General features: G+C 72.2%; 18 protein-coding genes. 13 read left to right on the plus strand and 5 right to left on the minus strand.

The features are described from left to right. Window positions 1–232: 232 nt before the first annotated feature. The 5 genes from KBY19_RS11225 (at window position 233) to KBY19_RS11245 (ending at window position 7031) form a co-directional block, all read left to right on the plus strand. On the plus strand, window positions 233–1036 hold the full coding sequence (locus KBY19_RS11225; protein WP_099885439.1) for an IclR family transcriptional regulator: 804 nt from the start codon (window positions 233–235) through the stop codon (window positions 1034–1036). A gap of 243 nt (window positions 1037–1279) precedes the next feature. Further along, on the plus strand, window positions 1280–2374 hold the full coding sequence (locus KBY19_RS11230; RefSeq protein WP_210965687.1) for an S-(hydroxymethyl)mycothiol dehydrogenase: 1095 nt from the start codon (window positions 1280–1282) through the stop codon (window positions 2372–2374). 86 nt (window positions 2375–2460) lie between these two features. Beyond that, window positions 2461–4983 carry an FAD-dependent oxidoreductase gene (locus KBY19_RS11235; RefSeq protein WP_210965703.1) on the plus strand — a complete coding sequence of 841 codons (2523 nt, stop codon included), beginning with the start codon at window positions 2461–2463 and terminating at the stop codon, window positions 4981–4983. Window positions 4984–5195: 212 nt separating this feature from the next. Continuing rightward, window positions 5196–6317 carry an aromatic ring-hydroxylating dioxygenase subunit alpha gene (locus KBY19_RS11240; RefSeq protein ID WP_210955073.1) on the plus strand — a complete coding sequence of 374 codons (1122 nt, stop codon included), beginning with the start codon at window positions 5196–5198 and terminating at the stop codon, window positions 6315–6317. A 33-nt stretch (window positions 6318–6350) separates the two neighbouring features. Next, window positions 6351–7031, plus strand: a complete 681-nt coding sequence (locus KBY19_RS11245) for an HAD family phosphatase (protein ID WP_099885435.1) — start codon at window positions 6351–6353, stop codon at window positions 7029–7031. Between the two features lie 151 nt (window positions 7032–7182). Here the strand turns inward: KBY19_RS11245 and KBY19_RS11250 are convergent, their stop codons facing one another. Beyond that, window positions 7183–7959 carry a FadR/GntR family transcriptional regulator gene (locus KBY19_RS11250; RefSeq protein ID WP_218967843.1) on the minus strand — a complete coding sequence of 259 codons (777 nt, stop codon included), beginning with the start codon at window positions 7957–7959 and terminating at the stop codon, window positions 7183–7185. A gap of 146 nt (window positions 7960–8105) precedes the next feature. On the opposite strand from KBY19_RS11250, the gene KBY19_RS11255 reads away from it, so the two are divergent. From KBY19_RS11255 to KBY19_RS11280, 6 genes are read left to right on the plus strand one after another with little or no spacing between them, the layout of a single operon-like run. Then, entirely contained in the window at window positions 8106–9341 is a 1236-nt protein-coding gene (locus KBY19_RS11255; protein WP_210965688.1) for a M20 family metallopeptidase, read from the plus strand. Beyond that, complete coding sequence (locus KBY19_RS11260) at window positions 9338–10789, plus strand: aldehyde dehydrogenase family protein (protein ID WP_210955074.1); 1452 nt, start codon at window positions 9338–9340, stop codon at window positions 10787–10789. Before KBY19_RS11255 ends, KBY19_RS11260 begins: the two co-directional genes overlap by 4 nt. Before the next feature lie 26 nt (window positions 10790–10815). Continuing rightward, on the plus strand, window positions 10816–11586 hold the full coding sequence (locus KBY19_RS11265; RefSeq protein ID WP_099886932.1) for an SDR family oxidoreductase: 771 nt from the start codon (window positions 10816–10818) through the stop codon (window positions 11584–11586). A 47-nt stretch (window positions 11587–11633) separates the two neighbouring features. Then, window positions 11634–11933, plus strand: a complete 300-nt coding sequence (locus KBY19_RS11270; RefSeq protein WP_099885432.1) for a DUF3311 domain-containing protein — start codon at window positions 11634–11636, stop codon at window positions 11931–11933. Further along, entirely contained in the window at window positions 11930–13474 is a 1545-nt protein-coding gene (locus KBY19_RS11275; RefSeq protein ID WP_099885431.1) for a sodium:solute symporter, read from the plus strand. Before KBY19_RS11270 ends, KBY19_RS11275 begins: the two co-directional genes overlap by 4 nt. 49 nt (window positions 13475–13523) lie before the next feature. Then, window positions 13524–15848, plus strand: coding sequence for a penicillin acylase family protein (locus KBY19_RS11280; protein WP_210965704.1), 2325 nt, complete (start codon window positions 13524–13526; stop codon window positions 15846–15848). Window positions 15849–15981: 133 nt separating this feature from the next. Here KBY19_RS11280 and KBY19_RS11285 read toward each other — a convergent pair whose 3' ends face one another. The 4 genes from KBY19_RS11285 to KBY19_RS11300 all read right to left on the minus strand — a co-directional run bounded on the left by KBY19_RS11285 (window position 15982) and on the right by KBY19_RS11300 (window position 20384). Beyond that, a complete protein-coding gene (locus tag KBY19_RS11285) occupies window positions 15982–16806 on the minus strand; it encodes a carbohydrate ABC transporter permease (RefSeq protein ID WP_099885429.1) in 825 nt (274 codons plus the stop codon). Continuing rightward, window positions 16803–17705 carry a carbohydrate ABC transporter permease gene (locus tag KBY19_RS11290; RefSeq protein WP_210955223.1) on the minus strand — a complete coding sequence of 301 codons (903 nt, stop codon included), beginning with the start codon at window positions 17703–17705 and terminating at the stop codon, window positions 16803–16805. Before KBY19_RS11290 ends, KBY19_RS11285 begins: the two co-directional genes overlap by 4 nt. 77 nt (window positions 17706–17782) lie before the next feature. Further along, window positions 17783–19180: an extracellular solute-binding protein gene (locus KBY19_RS11295; protein ID WP_099885428.1), complete on the minus strand. Its 1398-nt coding sequence runs from the start codon at window positions 19178–19180 to the stop codon at window positions 17783–17785. 142 nt (window positions 19181–19322) lie between these two features. Further along, complete coding sequence (locus KBY19_RS11300) at window positions 19323–20384, minus strand: PfkB family carbohydrate kinase (RefSeq protein ID WP_099885427.1); 1062 nt, start codon at window positions 20382–20384, stop codon at window positions 19323–19325. Between the two features lie 225 nt (window positions 20385–20609). Between KBY19_RS11300 and KBY19_RS11305 the strand changes: the two genes are divergently transcribed. Together KBY19_RS11305 and KBY19_RS11310 are read left to right on the plus strand one after the other, a co-directional pair. Beyond that, a complete protein-coding gene (locus KBY19_RS11305; RefSeq protein WP_210965689.1) occupies window positions 20610–21362 on the plus strand; it encodes a DeoR/GlpR family DNA-binding transcription regulator in 753 nt (250 codons plus the stop codon). 41 nt (window positions 21363–21403) lie between these two features. Next, the gene (locus KBY19_RS11310; RefSeq protein WP_180289971.1) at window positions 21404–22747 is read left to right on the plus strand and encodes a 6-phospho-beta-glucosidase; all 1344 of its coding nucleotides are present in this window, start codon (window positions 21404–21406) and stop codon (window positions 22745–22747) included. The last annotated feature ends 53 nt before the right edge of the window (window positions 22748–22800 follow it).

Raw genomic sequence — 22800 nt, forward strand, 5'->3', positions numbered from 1 at the left:
CGGGTGAGCACGGCCGGCCGGCCCTGGTGCCGGCTGACCGGGAAGGTGCGGGGAGACACTTCGCTACTATCCGAGTTCCGTATCGCGCACGATGGAGCGTGATGCGCAACAGAATCCAAGCGGGGAGGCTTCACGTCAAGCACTCGCCGACGACCTCCGGGGAGAACGGCGCGCGGCCGCGCACCAGCAACCAGGAACCACAACCAGGCCAGCAGGCGGTGACGTTGAGCAGATGAGTGAAAAATCGGAGGACACAGGGACGGGCAGGCAGTCCAGAGGCGCGGCTGCTTCGGTCCAGTCGGTCGATCGCGCGGTGAGCGTGCTGGAGATCCTGGCCCGGCACGGAGATGCGGGAGTCACGGAGATCGCCGAAGAACTGGGCGTCCACAAGTCGACAGCGTTCCGGCTGCTGGGCGTCCTGGAAGCCAGGGGACTGGTGTCCCAGGAGCAGGGCCGCGGCAAGTACTACCTGGGTCCGGGCGTACTGAGGCTGGCCGGAGCCGCGGCCTCCCGGCTGGACATCTCGCAGGAGGGCGCGCCCGTCTGCCGCGAGCTGGCCGAGGACGCCGGGGAGACGGCGAACATCGCGGTGCTGGACGACGACGCCGCCGTCAACATCATGCAGGCGCGCGGCTCGTCCTCGGTCACCGCGCAGAACTGGCTGGGCAGGCGCACCCCGCTGCACGCCACCTCCAGCGGCAAGGCGCTGCTGGCGCACCAGCCCAAATCCGTGCAGGAGAGCGTTTTGTCGCGGAAGCTGCCGCGACTGACGGAGTCGACGGTGATCTCCCCGGCGGAGCTGCGGACGGAGCTGAAGTCGGTGGTCAAGACCGGTTTCGCGGTGGCACGGGACGAACTGGAGCTCGGTCTGCACGCGGTGGCGGCCCCGGTGCGCGCCCACGACGGCAAGGTCATCGGCGCGATCAGCGTCTCCGGGCCGTCCTACCGGCTGGAGGACGAGCGGCTCCAGGAGGTGGCCAAGCGCACGATGGCTGCCGCACAGGACCTCTCGCGCCGGATGGGCTACGCCTACTGACCGTCCGGGACATCGGCACGCGGACCGTCGAGAAGTACAAATTTCTGATGGGGCGTCAGCACTGGCAGCGCCCCGACCTCCCATAACTGCGGGTCCGGCACCGGCCGGGCCCGCAGCGCGTTGTTCTGACGTCCCGTCATGAACCACTGATCCACATCTCTTGACGGGCAAGGTTCGGCGTTCTCACTATGTCTCCCATAGCGCAACCAGTCGTGCACTACGCAACAACTGTGAGGTCTGGGAATGCCACACGAGGTCCGCGCTGTCATCGCGATGAAGAAGGATGCCCCGGCCGAGGTGCAGACGATCCTGGTACCGGACCCCGGGCCGGGCGAGGTCCTCGTCTCCATCCAGGCATGCGGTGTCTGCCACACCGATCTGCACTACCGGGAAGGCGCCGTCAGCGGCAGCGTCGACGGCTTCCCCTTCCTGCTGGGCCACGAGGCCGCGGGCATCGTCGAACAGACGGGCCCCGGCGTCACCGATCTGCGCCCCGGCGACTTCGTCGTACTCGCCTGGCGCGCACCGTGCGGAAGCTGCCGCTCCTGCCATAAGGGGCGGCCCTGGTACTGCTTCGACTCGCGCAACGCCCGGCAGCCGATGACGCTGCTGGACGGAACCCCGCTGACCCCAGCCCTCGGCATCGGCGCCTTCGCCGACAAGACGCTGGTGGACGCGGGCCAGGCCGTCAAGGTCGACCCGGCCGCGCGTCCCGAGGCGGCCGGACTCATCGGCTGCGGCGTGATGGCCGGCTGGGGTGCGGCCGTGCACACCGGAGGGGTCTCCTACGGGGACACCGTCGCCGTCATCGGCTGCGGCGGTGTCGGCAACGCGGCCATCGCGGCGGCCTCGCTGGCCGGGGCCCGCCGGGTCGTCGCCGTCGACATCGACGACAACAAGCTGGACGTGGCCACCCAGTTCGGTGCCACCCACAGCGTCAACTCGCGCGGCACCGACCCGGTCGAGGCCGTGCGCCGACTGACCGACGGCCACGGCGCGGACGTCGTCATCGAGGCCGTCGGCCGTCCGGAGACCTATCTTCAGGGCTTCGCCATGCGGGACCTGGCGGGCGTGCTCGTCCAGGCCGGGGTCCCGGCACCGGATGTGACCATCGAGCTCCCGTTCCAGGAGCTCTTCTCCCGGGGCGGCGCCCTCAAGTCGTCCTGGTACGGGGACTGCCTGCCCAGCAGGGACTTCCCCGTGCTGATCGACCTCTATCTCAGCGGCAAGCTCGACCTGGGCGCCTTCGTCACCGAGACGATAGCGCTGGACGAGGTCGAGGCCGCCTTCGAGCGGATGCAGCGCGGCAAGGTGCTGCGATCGGTGGTGGTCCTGTGAGCGACGTGCGCGCGGCAGCCGGGCCGCAGACCAACAACCAACCCGCACCACAGCCGCGCGAACGGAGAAGCGAACCAAACGACACGGTGGACGCTCCCCCTCCCGCGCCGGCCGAGTCGCGGAGCGAGCGCGTCGTCATCGTCGGTGCCGGGATCGTCGGCTGCTCGCTGGCCGACGAACTGACAGCGCGCGGCTGGCGCGACGTCACCGTCCTCGAACAGGGGCCGCTGGCATCCCCCGGCGGCTCCACCTCGCACGCGCCCGGCCTCGTCTTCCGTACCAGCCCCTCCAGGACGCTGACCGAGTACGCGCGCTACACCGTCGAGAAGTTCAGCTCGCTGCGCTGGGCCGGACGCCCGTGCTTCCTGCCGGTGGGCGGGCTGGAGGTGGCCACGACCGAGGCGCGGTGGCTGGATCTGCACCGCAAGGCCGGGCTCGCGGCCGCCTGGGGCGTCGAGGGCGAACTCGTCGGCCCCACGCGGTGTGCCGAGCTCTTCCCGATGCTCGACCCGGACGCCGTGCTCGGCGGATTCCACACCCCCGGTGACGGGCTGGCCCGGGCCGTCGACGCCTGTCAGGCGCAGATCGAGCGTGCCTCGCGGCGCGGGGCGCGCTTCTTGGACCGGCACACGGTCACCGGCATCGAACGTGCGGGCGGCAGGGTCACCGGTGTCGTCACCGACCGGGGCACCTTCCCGGCCGACCACGTGGTCTCCGCCGCCGGGTTCTGGGGGCCGGTCGTCGGCGCCATGGCCGGGGTGGACGTTCCGCTGCTGCCGCTCGCCCACCAGTACGCCCGGACGGCCCCGCTGCCGCGACTGGCCGGCGAGGGGTCCGGGGACCCCGGTGCCGAGGCCGTACGTCCGCTCCTCCGCCACCAGGACCACGACCTGTACTACCGCGAACACCTCGACCCGGCGGACGGCCCCCGGGGGCACCTCCCGGCCGAAGGCTGGGGGAGGATCGGTATCGGCACCTACGCACACCGCCCGCTGCCCGTCGACCCGTACGCGGTCCTGCCCTACGACCAGGCCCCCGAGATGCCCTCCTCGCTGCCCTTCACCGAGGACGACTTCGCGCCCAGCTGGGCGGAGACCGGGCGGCTGCTGCCCGCTCTGGCCGACTCCCGTGTCGAGGAGGGCTTCAACGGTGTCTTCTCCTTCACCCCCGACGGGATGCCGCTGCTGGGGGAGTCGGACCGGGTGCGCGGCTTCTGGCTCGCCGAGGCCGTCTGGGTCACGCACTCGGCGGGTGCCGCCCGGGCCGTGGCCGAGCTGATGACCGACGGCCGCACCACGGTCGACGTCCACGAGTGCGATCCGCACCGCTTCGAGAAGTCCCAGCGCTCCCCCGCGTACGTCCACGAGCGGGGCGAACGCAGCTTCGTCGAGGTGTACGACGTGATCCACCCGCTCCAGCCGCCCGGCACCGGCCGCCCCCTGCGCACCAGCCCGTTCCACCCCCGGCAGCAGGAGCTGGGCGCCTGCTTCCTGGAGTCGGGCGGCTGGGAGCGGCCCCACTGGTACGAGGCGAACGCGCCGCTCGTGGAACGGCTCGGCCTTCAGCTGCCCGAGCGCGACAGCTGGTCGGCCCGGTACTGGTCGCCGATCGCCGCCGCGGAGGCGAAGCTGACGCGCGAGAAGGTCGCGCTGTACGACATGACGCCGCTGCGGCGGCTGGAGGTCACCGGTCCCGGCTCGCTCGACTTCCTCCAGCGGATGACGAGCAACAACCTCAAGAAGAGGACGGGGTCGGTCACCTACACGCTGCTGCTGAACGAGGACGGCGGCATCCGCAGCGACCTGACCGCGGCCCGGCTGGGCCCCGACCGCTGGCAGCTGGGCGCTAACTCCCCCGCCGACCTGGACTGGCTCGCCCGGCACGCGCCCGAGGGCGTCCAGGTGCGGGACATCACCTCCGGCACCTGCTGCATCGGGGTGTGGGGCCCGCTGGCCCGGGAGCTGGTGCAGCCGCTCACCCCCGCCGACTTCTCGCACGAGGCGTTCGGCTACTTCAAGGCACGCGAGACGTACGTGGGCCATGTGCCGGTCACCGCGCTGCGGGTCAGCTACGTCGGCGAGCTGGGCTGGGAGCTGTACACCGACGCCGACGTCGGGCTGCGGCTGTGGGACACCCTCTGGGAGGCCGGGCAGCGGCTCGGCGTCATCGCCGCGGGCCGCAGCGCCTTCAACAGCCTCCGGCTGGAGAAGGGGTACCGCGCCTGGGGCGCCGACATGACGACCGAGCACACCCCCGAGGAGGCCGGTGTCGGCTTCGCCGTCCGCCCCGCCAAGGGCGACTTCGTCGGGCGGGACGCGCTGGCCGCGCGCGCCGCTCCCACGCGGAAGCTGGTGTGCCTGACCCTCGACGATCCCGCGGCGGTCGTCATGGGCAGCGAGCCCGTCCACGTCGACGGGGTCGTCGCCGGCTATGTGACCAGCGCTTCGTACGGCTACAGCGTGGGGCGGTGCGTCGCCTACGCATGGGTGCCGGCCGGAGCCGCCACGCCGGGTACCTCGGTCGCCGTCGAGTACTTCGGTGAGAAGATCGCGGCGACGGTCGCGGCGGAGCCCCTGTTCGACCCGGAGATGGCCCGGATCCGCCGCTGATCCCCCACCCCCTTTCCCTGGCCCTGGGGGCGCACGTCCCGAACCCCTCCGGCCATCGTCCCCTCCTGCCCGCCCGCTCCCCGTCCCAGGGGGCGGGTGGGCGGGGGCAGGGGCCACGCAGGAGGCCCGCAATGTCACACCCCCGCAGGGCCGTCACCTGTATGTAAGGCCCCACACAGCCAGTTCGCCACTTTCGAGGGAGACATCACGACATGACGACCGCTGTCGGCAGTCTGCTGGCGACCCTGCCAGGAGACCGCTACACCGATCCGGAGAACTTCCGGCGCGAGCAGGAGCGCATCTTCGAGGCCGAGTGGTTCTGCGCGGTCCGCTCGGCCGACCTCGACAAGCCCGGTGCCTACCGCACCGTTCAAGTGGGCCGGGAGAGCGTGCTGGTCACCCGCAACCGGCGCGGCGAGCTGCGGGCCTTCCTCAACGTGTGCCGGCACCGGGGCGCCCGGCTGTGCACCGAGCAGGCGGGCGAGGTGCGGCGCAGCCTGCAGTGCCCGTACCACGCGTGGACCTACGACCTGGACGGCAAGCTGACGGCCGCCCCCAATCTGACCCGGATGCCGGACGTGGACCGCGCCGCGTACGGGCTCCACACGGTGCGGCTGCGCGAGTGGCTGGGCTACGCGTGGGTGTGCCTGTCCGCCGAACCGCCCTCGTTCGAGGAGTCGGTGATGGGGGACGTCGCCGAACGGCTGGGTGGCAACGACGTGATCGGGCACTACGCGATCGAGTCGCTGGCGCTGGGCCGACGGCACACCTACGACGTGGCGGCCAACTGGAAGCTCATCATCGAGAACTTCATGGAGTGCTACCACTGCGCCACCATCCACCCCGAACTGACCGAGGTGCTCCCGGAGTTCGCGGACGGGTTCGCCGCCCAGTACTACGTGGGGCACGGGCCGCAGTTCGCCGCCGAGGCCGAGGGGTTCACGGTGGACGGCAGCGCGGGCTTCGACCGACTGCCGGGCGTCCCTGACACCCACGACCGCCGCTACTACGCCATCACCATCCGGCCGCAGGTGTTCGTGAACCTGGTGCCGGACCATGTGATCGTGCACCGGATGTTCCCCCTGGCCGCCGACCGCACGGTGGTCGAGTGCGACTGGCTGTACGCGCCGGAGGTGATCGCGGCGGGTGCGGATGTCTCGCACTCGGTGGAGCTCTTCCACCGGGTCAACGTGCAGGACTTCGACGCCTGCGAACGCACCCAGCCGGCCATGGCCTCCCGCGCCTACCGGGAGGGCGGGGTCCTGGTGCCCAGCGAGCACCACATCGGGGACTTCCACACCTGGGTCACCGACCGGCTCGCCGACCCGGGCTGAGCCCGGCCGCAAGGGCGTGATGGGGTGGGGCGTATGGACACTGCGCCCCACCTCTCCCCCGCCGCCCGGGCTCTCGCGGCAGCGCGGCTGGTCGTCTTCGACTGCGACGGGGTGCTGGTCGACACGGAGCGGATCGGGCCGAAGGTCGTCGCCGAGATGGCGACCGAGGCGGGGTGGCCGCTGACCCCGGCCGAGGTGCTGGAGAAGTTCCTGGGCACCTCCGAACCGTATCTGCTGGCACAGGTGCGGGCACACGCCACGGCGCCGGTGCCCGACAGCTGGCTCGTGGAGTACCGCTCCCGGGTCGCCGCCGCGTTCGACGCGGCCCCGCGCACCATGCCGGGCGTCGTCGAACTGCTGGACGCGCTGGACGCCCGCTCCCTCCCGTACTGCGTCGCCAGCAGCGGCAGCCATCCGCGCATCCGCCACTCGCTGACCGCCACCGGCCTGTGGGAGCGCTTCGCGGGCCGCGTCTTCAGCGCGGACGATGTGCACCGGGGCAAGCCGGCGCCCGATCTGTTCCTGCACGCGGCCGCCGCCTGCGGTGTGCCGCCCGGGGAGTGTCTGGTGATCGAGGACAGTCCGGCAGGCGTCCGGGCCGCCCGCGCCGCGCACATGCCGGTGCTCGGCTACACGGGAGGGCCGACCCCGGCCCCCTGGCTGGCCGACGCGAGCGCGGGCACGCTGGAGGACCTCCGCGAGCTCACCGCGTAACAACGGGCAAGCGCAGCAGGAGACGTGCCCCGTCAGGGGCGCGGGGAACCGCTCCCCCAGACTCCGTCCGGGAGGTGCCCCCACAACCACAACACACCCGCAGCCTGCAACGCACAGCAAGGGGCAGCCCCTCCCCGGAGGCGGTCGCGGATCAGTCCAGCGCCGCCCGGAGCCGCTCCCGGTCCGGCGCCGGGACGTGCGGGGCGTAGTGCTCGAACAGTGCCTCCCGCCCCAGCCGCGCCGCACGAGCACCGTCCGCATCCCGCAGAGCGGCGAGGACGTCGCGGTGGTGGGTGACCGAGCGCCGCATCCAGTCACTCGCGTCACCGGCCCGCTTCGCGCGGACCAGCTTGCCCTCGATGGCGTCCACGACCGCGTCATGGACCGCCCGCGCGCACAGTGCGAGCAGCGCGTTGCCGCTGGCCTCGGCGACGACGCGGTGGAACTGGGCGTCCGCCTCGCTGAAGGCGTGCGGGTCGTGCGGGAGGTACTCCTCCATCCGGTCGGCCAGCTCCGTCAGCCGACGCAGGTCCTCCTCGGTGTGCAGCCGGGCGGCCAGCCGGTAGCTCTCCGCGTCCAGGACCATCCGGAACTGGATCAGTTCGGACAGCGAGGACAGATGGGAGCGGGCGAGGCGGCCGAGTGCGTGGCTGAGGGTGTCGGGCGAGACACCCAGCACCTCGGCGCCCAGCGGGTCGCCGGGCCGGGAGCGGATGAGTCCGGAGGACTGCAGGACCCGCAGGGCCTCGCGGATGGTCGAGCGGCCCACGTCGAACTGGCGCACCAGTTCCCGCTCGGCGGGCAGCCGGGAGCCGGGCGGCAACTGGCCGCCCAGGATGCGCTCCTCGATCTGCTCGGCGACACGCTGGTAGGCGCGCACCGGGCGTACCGGCTGGAATCCGATCTGACCAGCAGACTCGGCCGACATCGGCACCCTTTCTGGTGTGGTGATCCTGTGCTGACCCCTTGACCGGGGCGGCAGCCCCCCAGCAGAGTACGGACGATCAACTGGTCTGACCAGTCGCCTGGCCCGAACCGATCGCCCGGCGGCTGGGACAGGGACTTGGAGGTTCCATGCATTCCGGTCCCGGCGCACAGCCGTGGGATTCCCTGCTCGACACCGAGGCGGCCATCGCCTTCACCCAGCAACTGGTGCGGCTGCGCACCGTCAACTCCGAGGGCGCCGAAGCGGTGGAGAGGCCGGCCGCCGAGCTGGTCTCGGACCTGTTCATCCGCTTCGGCTGGGAGCACACCGTCACGGAAGTGGCCCCGGGCCGCCCGAACGTGGTCGCGGTCGTCGAGGGCGGTGGGGGCCCGGGGCCCACGCTGATGTTCGAGGGCCATACCGACGTGGTGACCGAAGGCGATCCCGCGGACTGGAGCGTGGACCCGTACGGCGCCGAGATCCGCGACGGCAGGATGTGGGGCCGCGGCACCGCCGACATGAAGTCCGGCGTGGCGGCGATGATCCACGGGGTGCGGGCGCTCCAGCAGGCGGGCCCCTTCCCGGGCCGGGTGGTGCTCGGCGTCATGGCCGACGAGGAAGGCATGATGCTGGGCGCCAAGGCGTTCGCGGCCTCCCCGCTGGCGGGGGAGGTGGACGGTGTCATCGTCTGCGAGCCGGAGGGGTACGAGGTGTGCACCTCGGCGCGCGGCGGCATCCGGCTGCGCCTCGATCTGACGGGGGTGATGGCGCACGGGGCGATGCCCCAGGAGGGGCGCAGCCCGATCGCGGCGGGAGCCAGGATCGTGGAGGCCCTGGACGAGGTGCAGGAGTGGGCCACCGCGCGGTTCGGCAGCCATCCGCATGCCGGTTCGGTGACGGTCACCCCGACCGTGCTGCTGGGCGGCGACCCCGACCAGCTCAATGTCATCCCCGCGCACGGAGTCGTCGGTATCGACGTACGGACGATCCCCGGTACCGACCACGCCGAGCTGACCGAGCGGGTGCGGACGACGGCCGAGCGGGCCGCGGACGCCTTCGGCGTGACCGTGGACCTCACCGTGGTCGACGACCGGCCCGCCATCGAGATGCCCGAGGACCACCCGGTCGTGCGGGGGCTGGTCGCCGCGCACACCCAGGTGCACGGCAGCGCACCCGCGTTCGGCGCGGTGCCCGGCACCACGGACGGCACGATCCTCACCCGGGACGCCGGACTGCCCACCGTCGTCTACGGCCCGGGCGGCAAGTGGATCGCACACCAGAAGGACGAGTACGTGGAGGTGCGCGAGATCGGCGAGTACGCACGCGTGTACGCGGCGGCAGCCCACCACTTCCTCACCGCGGGCCGGAAAGGCGGGGCGGCGTGAACCTGTGGCGGAGCGAGGAGTTCCCCGAGGGGCTTCCGGTCGGCGAGAGCTGGCCGGCGGCACCGGAGCACCAGCTCGTGACCTTCCCGTACGACGGAAGTCCCGTGGCACGGGCTCCGGTCGGTGACCCGGAGCTCGCCCGGCGGGCCGTCGAGCACGCCGCGGCACTGCGCCGCACGGTCGGGGCGCTGCCCACCCGTACCCGGCGCGCCGTACTGGCCGGCGTGGCCGACGCGCTGGAGAGCGTGGCGGCCCGGATGGAGGAACTGCTCGTCCTGGAGACGGGAAAGCCGCGCGTCGACTGCCGTACGGAGGTGGTGCGCGCGGTCGCCACCTGGCGGGCCGCGGCCGACGAGGTGGCGCACATCCACGGTGAGACGGTCCCGCTGGACGGGCTGCCGTCCGGCGACGGCATGACCGGCTTCTGGACGCGGCGGCCGGTCGGGGTGGTCGTCGGGATCGCCGGATTCAACTATCCGATGATGCTGGCCACCCACAAGATCGCACCCGCCCTCGCGGCCGGCTGCCCGGTCATCGTCAAACCGGCGCCCGCGACCCCGCTGGCGACGCTGTGGCTGGTCGCTCTGGTGCGCGAACAGCTCGTCGCCCGGGGTGCCCCGGCGGGCGCGGTCCAGCTGGTGACCGGCGATGTGGAGGTGGGCCGTACGCTCACCACGCACGAGGCGGTCGCCGCGGTCTCGTTCACCGGCTCGGCCGCTGTCGGCCACCGCATCGCCAAGGACGCGGCGCCCCGCAAGGTGGTGCTGGAGCTGGGTTCCAACGCCGCGCTGGTCGTCGCGGCCGACGCCGATCTCGACGCCGCAGCCGACGCGGTGGTGCGCGGCGGCTACTACGCCTCGGGGCAGGCGTGCATCGCCGTCCAGCGGGTCGTCGCCGAGCAGCCGGTCGCCGCCGAACTGGAGCGGCGGATCGCCGCCCGGCTGGCGTCGGTGCCGGTGGGCGACCCGCGGGTGGAGAGCACCCGTGTGGCGGCGCTCATCGACGAGGCGGCCACCGAGCGGGTGCTGGAATGGCTCACGCGGGCCCGCGCGGCGGGCGCCCGGCTGGTCGCGGGCGGCGAACGGGTGGGCCGCTGTCTGACACCGGCGCTGCTGGCCGAGGTGCCGGACGGTCAGCCCGCCTGGGACGAGGAAGTCTTCGGGCCCGTCGTGTGTCTGCGGTCGGTGCCCGATCTGGACGCCGCCTTCGCCGCGGTGAACGCGAGCCGCTACGGGCTGCACGCGGCGGTCTTCACCCACCGCCTCGACGTCGCGTTCCGCGCGCTGGAGGAGTTGGAGGTCGGCGGCGTGGTGATCAACGAAGTGCCCGGCTACCGCTGCGACATCGCCCCCTACGGCGGCGTCAAGGACTCCGGCATCGGCCGGGAGGGCCCGCGGTTCGCGATCGAGGAGTTGACGGTGACGAAGATGGCGGTGATCAAGCCGTGAGCGAGCAACCCGGAGGCGGCGGCGAGATGGACTACGGCCGGCTCTTCCGGCTCGACGGGCGACGGGTGGCCGTGGTCGGCGGCGCGAGCGGCATCGGCCGGGAGGCGGTACGCGCACTGGTGGCGCACGGCGCACAGGTCATGGTGGCCGACCGGGACGAGGCCGGCGCCCGGGAGACCGCACGGCTGGCGGGCCCCGGCGCCCGCCCGTACCCGCTCGACGTGCTGGACGAGGAGGCGGTGACCCGCGCCGCCGCCGAGTGGGGCCCGCTGGACGGGCTCGCGGTGACGGTCGGCGTCAACGTACGCAAGCGGATCGCGGACTACACCGTGGCGGAGTTCGAGCGGGTGGTGGCACTCAACCTGCGGGCGCACTTCTCGCTGATCCGGGCCTGCGCCGGGGCCATGGCCGAACGCGGGCGGGGCTCGGTCGTCTCCCTCGCCTCCATGCGCGCCTTCCAGGTGGAGCCGGGCCAGGGCGTCTACGCCGCCTCCAAGGCGGGCCTCGTCCAGCTGCTGCGGACCGCCGCCGCCGAGTGGGGGCCGCAGGGGGTGCGGTTCAACGCCGTGGCGCCCGGCGTGGTGCGTACACCGCTGACCGACCAGATCGCCGCGGACGCGGAGTGGTACGACGCCTACGCGCAGGCGTCCGCGCTGCGGCGGTGGGCCCGTGCCGACGAGATCGCGGGTGCCGTCGTCTATCTGCTCTCCGACGCCTCCACCTTCGTGACCGGCAGCGTGCTGACCGTCGACGGCGGCTGGACAGCCGTCGACGGGCGCTACGACCCGGCCGTGTGACCCCCGCGTGTTAACCGCCTCTCCCCCACCCCAAGGAGCACCCCACGATGTCCCCGCAGCACCAACAGGGAGAGGGCCCCCTCGACGGGCTCCCCCGCGTGCGAGCCAAGCGCCCGGCGCTGTGGCTCCTCCTCGTCCCCGCCGTCCTCTACTGTGCGGCCCCGCTGGTCGCCAACCGTATCGAACCCCGCGTTCTCGGCCTGCCCTTCCTGCTGTTCTGGATCGTCGCAGCGACCGTCGTCAGCCCGCTGGTGATCTGGCTGGTCTCCAGGCTCGACCCGGCCTTCCGGGACGGAGCCGTGGAGCCGCTGCCGGTCGACGAGCCCACCACTGGAGGCCCGCGATGAGTGGATCGGCGGCGATCGCCACGACGATCTTCGGTCTCGCGATGGTGGCGACCCTGCTCATCGGCGTGCTCAGCGCCCGCGGGCGGGACAAGGGCATGGCCGAGTGGTCGGTCTCCAGCCGGGGCCTGGGCGTGCTGTTCATCTGGCTGCTGATGGCGGGTGAGACCTACACCAGCTTCTCGTTCCTCGGAACGGCCGGCTGGTCGTACTCCTACGGCGTGCCGATCCTCTACCTCGTCGCCTATCTGACGACCGGCTTCGCGGTGGCCTACGTGGTCGGCCCCGCGCTGTGGACGTATGCGAGCCGCCACCGGTTGCTGTCCATAGCCGATATGGCCGAACACCGCTTCCGCTCCCGCCCGGTGGGCATATTGGTGGCGGTCACGGCGACCGTTTTCATCGTTCCCTACGTGCAGGTGCAGATCCAGGGCATGGGGGTGGTGGTGAACGCGATGACGTACGGCAACGTCGATCTGCATGTCGCCGCCGTGATCTCCTTCGTCGTCGCGGAGGCGTTCATCCTCGTCTCCGGGCTGCGCGGCTCGGCATGGGTGAGCGTGCTCAAGGACGTGCTGGTCATCGTGGCGGTGGTCTTCCTCGCGGTGTGGGTGCCGCTGCACTACCTCGACGGGTACGGGGACTTCATGACGCGGATGGTGCAGGAGAAGCCGGAGTGGCTGACCTTCCCGGGCCATGAGTCGGGCGGGCTGAACGGCACCTGGTTCGTCTCCACACTGCTGCTCAACGCCGTGACCATCTCCATCTTCCCCACCACCGTCGCCGGTTACCTCAGCGCCAAGAGCCCGAACGCGCTGCGCCGCAACGCCCTGCTGCTGCCCTGGTACCAACTGCTGCTGTTCATCCCGATGATGGTCGGCGCGGTCGCGCTGTTCGCGCTGCCCACGCTGGGCAACCCGGATCTGGCGCTGTTCCGGCTGGTGACCGACTCGCTGCCGGCGCCTCTCGTCGCGGTGATCGGTGTGGCGGGCGCGCTGTCGGCCATCGTGCCGATGAGCGTGTTCATGCTGGCGATCGGCACACTGTGCGGCCGTACCCTGCTCGGCGGCGGCAACGGCTCCGACCCGCGCAGCCGCCTCCACCGGGCCCGCGCGGCCGGCGAGCCCGAAGGCGAGCCGGGGAGTACCGCGGACGTGCGCATCAAGCGGCTCTCCCAACTGGTGTGCTTCCTGGCCGGGCTCGTCGCGCTGCTGGGCAGCCTCTTCTACCCCAACACCCTGGTGCAGCTGTCCGTCCTCTCCTACGAGGGACTGGCGCAGCTCGTGCCGCTCGCCCTGCTCTCGCTGTTCTGGCGCCGGCTGACCGCCGCGGCGGGAGTCGCCGGCATGCTGGTGGGGCTCGGGGTGGTACTGCTGCTGTGGTGGACGGACAACGACCCGTGGCACGGGGTCAACGGCGGACTCCTGGGGCTGGCGGCCAATCTGCTGGTGGCCGCCGCCGTCACCTACGCCCGGCCGCCCGCCCCCGGCCCGGCACCGGCAGCCGCGCGGCGGAGTCCGTCCCCGGCGGGGGAATCGGTGTGAGCCACCAGCAGGAACCCGTGTGAAACCCCGAGGAGGAGTCGGTGTGACCATGACCCGTTTCGAGGTCCCCGGGCTGGCGGAGCCCGTGGAGATCCTGGTGGACCGCTGGGGCGTGCCCCACCTGTACGCCGCCTCCCGCACCGACCTCTTCCTCGCCCAGGGCTTCAACGCGGCCCGTGAGCGGCTCTTCCAGCTCGATCTGTGGCGGCGGCGGGGGCTGGGGCTGCTGTCGGAGGTGTTCGGCGAGCGGTACGTCGAGCACGACCGGGCGGCCCGGCTGTTCCTCTACCGGGGCGACATGGCCGAGGAGTGGGCGGCCTACGGTCCGGGAACGGAGGAGATGGCGCGCTCCTTCGTCGCGGGGATCAACGCCTATGTGGCGCTGGCGCGCGACGACGCCGGGAGCGGGGCGGGCCTTCTCCCGCCCGAGTTCACGGCCCTCGGCCATGCGCCCGCCTACTGGCACCACAGCGATCTGGCCCGCATCCGCACCCACGGCCTCTTCTACAACCTCCGCGACGAGGTGGCCCGCGCCCGCACGCTCCGCGACTTCGGCCCCGAGGTCGAGGAGCTGCGGAAGGCCCGCGGGCCGGAGGGCCACGAACTCCGCGTCCCGGAGGGCCTGGACCTGGACGTCATCCCGGACGATGTGCTCCGCGTCTACGACCTGGCCACCACTGCGCCCTGGGCGCTCCAGGCCCCGCCCCGGCAGGGGCTGGACGGCAGCAACAACTGGGTGCTGGCGCCCTCCCGCACCGCCACCGGCCGGCCGTTGCTGGCCAACGACCCGCACCGGGCCATCACCCTGCCCGCGCTGCGCTATCTCGCCCACCTGTCCGCTCCGGGACTGGATGTGATCGGCGCCGGTGAACCGGCGCTGCCGGGCATCTCCATCGGGCACAACGGCCGTATCGCCTTCGGGCTGACCATTTTCCCGATCGACCAGGAGGACCTGTACGTCTACCGCACCTGCCCCCGGGACCCGCACCGCTACGCCTACCGGGACGGCTGGGAGCCGATGACGTGCGTGACCGAGGAGATCCCGGTCAAGGACGCCGAGCCGGTACGGACCCGGCTGCGGTACACCCGGCACGGGCCCGTGATCCGCGAATGCCCGGACAAGCAGGCCGCGTTCGCGGTGCGTGCCGCCTGGCTGGGGCCCGGGATGGCACCGTATCTGGGCAGCGCGAGCTATATGGGCGCCGAGAGCCCGGACGCGTTCACCGCGGCGATGCGCCGCTGGGGCGCGCCGGGTGAGAACCAGGTCTACGCGGCGCCCGACGGCACCATCGGCTGGCTTCCGGCCGGGCGCGTACCACGGCGGCGCGGCTGGGACGGCACCCTTCCGGTGCCCGGCGACGGACGCTACGAGTGGGACGGCTTCCTGACGGCCGACGAGCTGCCGAGCGTACGCGACCCGGCGGAGGGCTGGTTCGCCACCGCCAACCAGCTCAATCTGCCGCCGGACTACCCGCACGCCGAGCGGCCCGTCACCCACGACTGGTACGCGCCCTTCCGCCACCGCCGGTGTGCCCAGGCCCTCGCGGCCCGGGACGACTGGAGCGCCCAGGACTGTGTCCGGCTGCAGACCGACTACGTCAGCCTGCCCGCGCGACAGGTCCTGCCGCTCCTCGCAGAGCTGGAGAGCACCGACCCCCGCGAACGTACCGGGCTCGGGCTGCTGCGCGGCTGGGACGGCACCCTGCGCGCCGACTCGGCCGCGGCCGCCCTGTTCGAGGTGTGGTTCCGGCGGCACCTGCGCCCCGCACTGCTGCGGCGGGCGCTGCGCGGGCCGGTGCCGGCGGCGCGGCTGGAGGAGGCACTGGCACGGGTGCTGCCCATGGAGAGCGACTCGGGCGACCCGCGGGTGGAGTTGCGGCTGCTGTCCGCCCCCGATCGGGACGGCGAGCGCCGTGGGTTGCTGCTGAGGAGCCTCGGTGCGGCGGTGGCCGCGGTCGAGGAACTGCTCGGCGCGGACCCGGACTCCTGGTCCTGGGGTGCCCTGCACCGGGCCGACCCGCGCCACCCGGTGGCCCCGCTCCTGGCCCACCAGGGCGTGTCGGAGGCGCCCGACTGGTGTGCCCTCGCACCGCTGCCACGCGGCGGCAGCGGCGACACCGTGGGGGCCGCCGCTTATCTGCCGGACTTCCGGCAGAACGCCGGGGCGAGCTTCCGGATGGTGGTGGACGTCGGCGCCTGGGACAACTCCCTCGCGATGAACTCCCCCGGCCAGTCCGGCGACCCCCGCTCCCCGCACTACGCCGACCTCTACGAGGCGTGGGCCGCCGACGGCGCCTTCCCTCTCGTCTACTCCCGCTCCCGTGTGGAGCAGGAGACCGCGCACCGTCTCGTCCTCGAACCCCAGGCGGACTAGCCTCGTCCGGGACCGCTTCCGTACCCCGCGCCGAGCGCAAGAGGGTGCCCCTTCAGGGGCGCGGGGAGCTGCGCGACCAGCCACAGCGGCGCAGCAGCCCGCGAACTACCGACAGGGGCACCCCCTCACCGGTTCACTCCTTCGCGGAGCCCGTCAGCATGCCCTGGATGAAGCGGCGTTGCAGCAGCAGATAGACGAGGACGACGGGCAGCGCGATCAGTGTCGCGGCCGCGGCCAGCAGCGCGGTGTCCGAGGAGTGCTGTCCTTGGAAGAAGGCGAGGCCGAGCGGCACCGTACGGTGTGCCTCGTCGCTCACCATCACCAGCGCCATCAGGAACTCGTTCCACGTCCACATGAACACGATGACGGTCAGGGTGGAGAAGGCGGGCCGCCCCATGGGCAGCAGGATGCGGGTGAGCGTCGAGAAGTGGGTGGCGCCGTCGATACGGGCGGCCTCCAGCAGGGAGCGCGGGGTGTTGCGGAAGTACGTCCGCATCCAGAAGACGCCGAAGGCGAGGGATTGCGCGGTCTGCGGGAGGATCAGCCCCCAGTAGGTGTTGGTGAGGCCCCAGTGCCGCAGGTCGAAGTAGAGGGGGACGATCACCGCTTCCTGCGGCAGGGTGAGCCCCAGGACGAACAGATAGAACAGCCAGTTGGAGCCGGGGAAGCGCATGGTGCCGAAGGCGTAGGCGGCCAGTGTGGCCAGCACCGTGGTGGCGGCCACCACGGCGACGGCCACCAGCACGGAGCTGACCAGATAGGTACCGAAGTGGCCGCGGGTCCAGGCGTCGGCGAAGTTGCCCCAGTTGAGGCTCTTGGGCAGGGCGAACCCGGTGTCCAGCGAGTCCTGGTCGGCCAGCGCGGTGGACAGGATTCCGGCGACGGGGGTCAGGGCGATCAGTGCGAACAGGCAGAGGATGCCGTAGGTGACGCCGCGTTCGGTGCGGGTTGTGTTCATCGTCTCCGGCCCTCCACGAGCCTGGTGACCACCATGGTCAGCGCGAAGATGACGGCGGTGAGGGTGATGCCCATGGCCGAGGCCGAGCCGACCTCACCGGTCTCGAAGGCGCGGCGGTAGACCTCGTAGGCGGGTACGGAGGTGGCGTTGCCCGGGCCGCCGCTGGTGGTGATGTAGATCAGGTCGAAGTTGCGCAGCGCGGCCACCAGGGTGAGCGTGAGCGCGACGGCGATCTCGGCACGCAGTCCCGGAAGGGTGACGGTGAAGAACTCCCGTACCGGGCCCGCTCCGTCGATGCGGGCCGCCTCGTACAACTCCCGTGGGATGCGCTGCGCGCCGGCCAGGAAGAGCACCAGGCACAGGCCCGTCTCGACCCAGGTGCCGATGGAGCCCACGGCGGGCAGCGCCCAGGTGTGGTCGCCCAGCCAGGACCGGGTCAGCCCGCCCATCCCCAGGGTGCGCAGGGTGTCGTTCAGCAGCCCGTCGGGGGCGAGCACCGCACGCCAGGCGACGCCCACGACGACCATGGCCAGCACCTGCGGCAGGAACAGCACGGTGCGGAAGAAGGTCATGCCGCGGATGCGGAAGCGGGTCAGCGCCGCGGTGAGCAGCAGCCCGATGGCCACCGGCAGTACGGCGTAGAAGAGCAGCAGCACCGCGGCGTGTGCGAAGGGGGCGCGCAGCTCGGGGTCGGTGAGCAGGTCCCGGTAGTTGTCGGTGCCGGCCCAGGTGGCACGGGTCAGCCCGTCCCAGTGCAGCAGCGACAGCCAGGCCGTCTGGCCCAGCGGCCACAGCAGGAACACCCCGAAGACGGCCAGTGCGGGCAGGACGTACAGATAGCCCACGGCGCGGGGCTCGCCGGGCGCCTGCCGCCGGTAGCGGGCGGTGAACCGGCGCAGTGCGGTGGGTCCGCGCCGGGCGCTCGCCTCCGCCTCCGCGGTCGCACCCGGGTCCGTTCCGGTGGCCGCACCCGTGCTCATTTCGCGTCCTCGTTCTCGGCACGCTGCTGGGCGCGGAACTTCGCGTACTCCTTCTGCATCCGCTCGGCGAGGCCGTCGGGGTCCAGGTCGCCGCTGAGGACGCCCTGGAGGTCGGCGGAGAGCGTGTCGTAGAAGGTCGGGGTGGTGTAGTCGAGGTAGGGCACCAGTCCGTCGGCGGCGTTGAGCTTCTGCCAGCCGGCGAACATCTGGCCGCCTGCGGTGTCCGGGTCGAGCTCGCGGGCGGCCTCCCCGGGCACGACGGGCAGCACCCCCTCCTCGGTCATCACCTTCGAGGCGTGTGCGTCGGTGAGGAAGTCCAGGTAGGCGGCGGCGACTTCGGGGTGGTCGGACTTCGAGGTGATGGACCAGGGCAGCCCCTCGCCGCCGGTGGTGACGGGCTGCTGCCCGGCTGCCGGGGGTGGTGGCATGAAGCCGAGGTCGTCTCCCATCGGCTTGCGCAGGTCGGCGAGTTGCCAGGTGCCGGTGATCAGGAAGGCCCCCTTGCCGTCGGCGAACTGCTTGGCGGCGTCGTCGTAGCCCTTGCCGTTGGCACCCTTGGGGAAGTAGCCCTTCTTCGCCCAGTCGGCGAGGGTGCGGGCCGCCTCGCGGGTGGCGTCGGTGTCGAAGCCCTTGCCGCGGCCGAAGACCGTCTCGCGGACCGGCTCGGCGCTGCCCGCCGCCTGGCCCTGGAGCACACCGAAGGTATGGATGGCGGGGTACTTGTCGAGATTGCCGAACTGCACGGGCAGCTGTCCGGCCTTCTTCAGCTTGGGCAGTGCGCCGGTCAGGTCCTGCCAGGTCTTCGGGGGCTCGACACCGGCCTTCCGCAGGACCTTCTTGTTGTAGTAGACGCCGATGTACTCCCCTTCCTGCGAGATCCCGTAGAGCCGGCCGGTGCCGAACCGCTTGCCGTCGGCGGAGACCCGGTTGAGGTTGAGCAGGGTCTGCGGGAAGCGGGTGTTCCACTCGTACAGGCCCGCATAGCTGTCCAGCGGGGTGAGCATCCCGGCGCGGGCGAAGGCCACCATGTCGGAGTAGCCCTGGTTGGCCTGGACGACATCCGGCGGGTTGTCGCCGCTCAGGGCCAGTTTGAGGGTCTTCTTCAGGTCGTTGAAGCTGCGCGCCACGCGCTTGACGGTGACGTTCGGGTACTTCTTCTCGAACTCCTTGTTGAGGCGCTCGACCTGGGCGTTGGCGCCACCGCGGGTCTGCTGGTCCCACACCGTGAGGGTGACCTTGCCGGCCTTGCCGGGGTCCGGTACCCCGGTCACCGCGGCGCCGCCCGCGCCCGCGGCGCCCGAACCGTCCGTCCCGGGTACGCAGGCTGCCGCCAGCAGCAGAGCGCCCAGCACGATGCACGAGCGCCCTCTCTTGTGGTGCCGGTGCGCTTTCATGGTCGTACGCCTCCTTGATGCTGGGAAGGGGCTGCCCCTGGCTGCACGTCGCAGGCTGCGGGTCCGTTTCTGCTCGGCGCGCCCACGCGGCGGAGCCGCATGAACGAGCACAGCCCCGCGCCCCTGCGGGGCGCACGCGCCCTCACGAGCGGAAACCGATGGTGGGGGTGGCACGCAGCAGTGGCCAGTCGCCGGCGGCACCGGGAAGCAGATCGTCCAGAAAGCCGTAGCGGCGCATCACTTCCCGGCTCTGACCGCCGATCCGCCGCGCGTACTGCCACCAGGCGGCCACCTCGCTCCACCCCGGTGCCGACAGGGAGCCGCCGAAGTGCTGTACGGACAGGGCCGCGGTCAGGTTGGCGAAGGCCAGCCGGTCGGCGAGCGGCCAGCCGGCCAGTGTCCCGGTGGTGAAACCGGCCATGAACACGTCCCCGGCGCCGGTGGGGTCGAGCGCGTCGACCTCCAGCGCGGGCACGTCGGCGTGCTCGCCGGTGGTGGCGTCTACGGCGACCGCTCCGCCGGGCCCCTTGGTCACGACCGCGACGGGCACCAGTTCGGCCAGCGCCCGCACGGCGGCCTCCGGGGTGTCGGTACGGGTGTAGTGCAGGGCCTCGGTGGCGTTCGGCAGGAAGGCGTGGCACAGCGAGAGATCGGCCAGGGTCTCCGGGTCCCAGGCGCCGGTCTCGTCCCAGCCGGTGTCCGCGAAGATCAGGCTGCCTTCGGAGTGCGCCTGCCGTACCCACTCCCCCACCCGGCCGGGGGACAGCGAGGTGACGCAGGCCCGGGAGCGCGGCCGGGAGGCGACGCTGACGCACGGTTTGGGGGCCTCGTGGCCGTGGCTGACCATGGTGCGCTCGCCGTCGTACGCCATGGAGACGGTGACCGGTGAGTGCCAGCCCTTCGCCCGGTGCGAGGGTGCCAGGTCGATGCCCTCGCTGCCGGAGAGCGCCTCCCAGCAGTAGTCGCCGTACATGTCGTCGCCGAAGGCGGCGGCGAGCGAGGTGCGCAGCCCGAGCCTGCGCAACGCGGTCGCCATGTTGGCCACTCCGCCGGGGCTGGACCCCATGCCGCGGGCCCAGGTCTCGGTGCCCCGCACGGGGGCGTGGTCGAGGCCGGTGAAGACGATGTCGAGGAAGACGGTCCCGGTGAGGAACACATCGGTCTCGGGGCCGCCGTCCGAGCGGCGGGCGGCCAGCGGGTCCATCCAGTGTCCTCTCGACGCGGTGGGGGTCCCACCTGTGCGAGCGGAGTCGGGGACCTGGGGGAGGGCGCTCCCAGTGGTACTCAAGGCCGTCGCCCCTCTCAGCTATGGCCAGAACTTAGCTATTCGGTGACTGATTTGAGCGATACCTTGCACCCTCCTCGGGCAGGATTGCAAGAGGTCGGTCACAGTCGCGCAAAGACGCTCAAGCGCGCTAGGCTGCCGGTCATGTTGCGTGAAACCCGGCACGAGAAGCTGCTGCGGATCCTCGGCGAGGAGGGAGTGCTGCCGGTCGTCGAGATCGCCCGGCGGCTCCAGGTCAGCGAGGCCACCGCACGGCGCGACGTGTCCGACCTCTCCGGGGCCGGACGGCTGCGCAGGGTCTACGGCGGCGCCATCGCACGCGAGCCGGTCGAACGCCCCTTCGCGGAGGAGGAGGTGGACGACCTTCCGGCCAAGGAGGCCGTCGCCGCCGGTGCCGCCGAGCTGATCCGGAACGGCGAGACGGTGCTGCTGGACATCGGCACCACCACCCTGCAGCTGGCGCGGCTGCTGCACGGCCGCAAGATCACCGTTGTCACCTCCAACCTCGCCGTCTACGAGGAGCTGCGCGCCGACTCCGAGGTGACGCTCGTACTGCTCGGCGGCGAAGTACGGCGCAACTACCGCTCTCTGGTCGGCCAGCTGACCCGGGCGGCGCTGGCCGAGATCTACGCCGACCGGGTCTTCCTGGGCACCAGCGGAGTGCTGGCCGACGGTCGGGTGCTGGACACCACCGAGGTGGAGGTGCCGGTCAAACGCGCCATGCTGAACTCGGCCCGCCAGGCGGTGCTGCTGGCCACCGCGCGCAAGTTCCCCGGCACCGGCAGCGCCCGCGTCTGCCAGGCCACCGACATCGACATGCTGATCACCGGCCAGGAGTCCGACCCGGCCACCCTCGCCACGTTCCGCGAGGCCGATGTGGAGGTAGTACAGCTATGACGGGAATGACGGGCGCCACCGGTACGACCGGCGCCGACGGCATGCGGCTCACCGTGCTCGGCGGTGGCGGCTTCCGCGTCCCCCTGGTCCACCGTGCGCTGCTGGACGACGCCCAGGACCCCGGCTCCACCGGGCGCCGCACCGAACTCGTCCTCCACGACACCGACCCCGGCCGGCTGGCCGCCATCAGCGCCGTGCTCGCCGAGCAGGCGGCCCGGCGCCCCGGCCCGGCCCCCGCCGTACGCACCACCACCGACCTGGACGAGGCGCTGGCCGGTACCGACTTCGTCTTCAGCGCCATCCGCGTCGGCGGCCTGGCGGGACGGGTGCGGGACGAGCAACTCCCGCTGGCCGAGGGGCTGCTCGGCCAGGAGACCGTCGGCGCCGGCGGGGTGCTCTACGGGCTGCGCACCGTGCCGGTGGCCACCCATATCGCCGAGCGGGTCGCCGCGCTCGCCCCGCAGGCGTGGGTCATCAACTTCACCAACCCGGCCGGCATGGTCACCGAGGCCATGAGCCGCGTGCTGGGCGACCGCGTCATCGGCATCTGCGACTCCCCCGTCGGGCTGTGCCGCCGCGCCGCGCGGGCCGTCGGCGCCGACCCCGACCGCGCCGACTACGACTACGTGGGCCTCAACCATCTCGGCTGGCTGCGCCGCATCGTGGTGGACGGCACCGACCGAATGCCCGCGCTGCTGGACGACGCGGCGGCGCTGGAGTCGTTCGAGGAGGGCAAGCTCTTCGGCGCCGAGTGGCTGCGGGCCCTGGGCGCCCTGCCCAACGAATATCTGCACTACTACTACCACCACCGCGAGGCGCTCAGCGCGATCCGCGAGGCGGACGCCACCCGCGGGGAGTTCCTCGCCAGGCAGCAGGAGGGCTTCTACGCCAAGCTGGCGGACGGCGCGGGCACGGGCAGCGCCTTCCAGGCGTGGGACGCCACCCGCCGCGAGCGCGAGGAGACCTACATGGCCGAGAGCCGCGAGGCGTCCGGCGGCTGGCAGCGCGACAGCTGCGACCTGGACGGCGGCGGCTACGACCGGGTGGCGCTGGCCCTGATGCGGGCCATCGCACGCAACGAGCGCACCACACTGATCCTCAACGTCCGCAACCGGCAAGCCGTACCCGGCATCGACGCCGACGCCGTGGTGGAGGTGCCGTGCCTGGTCGACGCGGGCGGTGCCCGCCCGCTGGCGACCGGTCCGGTCGCCCCGGACCAGCTGGGCCTGATGCTGCAGCTCAAGGCCGTCGAGCGCAGCACCATCGAGGCCGCTGCCGAACACTCCCGCGAGGCGGCGCTGCGCGCGCTGGCCCTCCACCCGCTGGTCGACTCGGTCCACGCCGCCCGGCGCCTGCTGGAGGCGGCCGGGCAGCCGAGGGCGTGACCTCCTCCCCGGCACAGCAGCGGGCCGGGGCCGGGGGCCGGCAGCACCGAGCG

Source organism: Streptomyces sp. B15 (assembly GCF_018070605.1).
In the GTDB taxonomy this organism is placed as follows: domain Bacteria; phylum Actinomycetota; class Actinomycetes; order Streptomycetales; family Streptomycetaceae; genus Streptomyces; species Streptomyces smyrnaeus.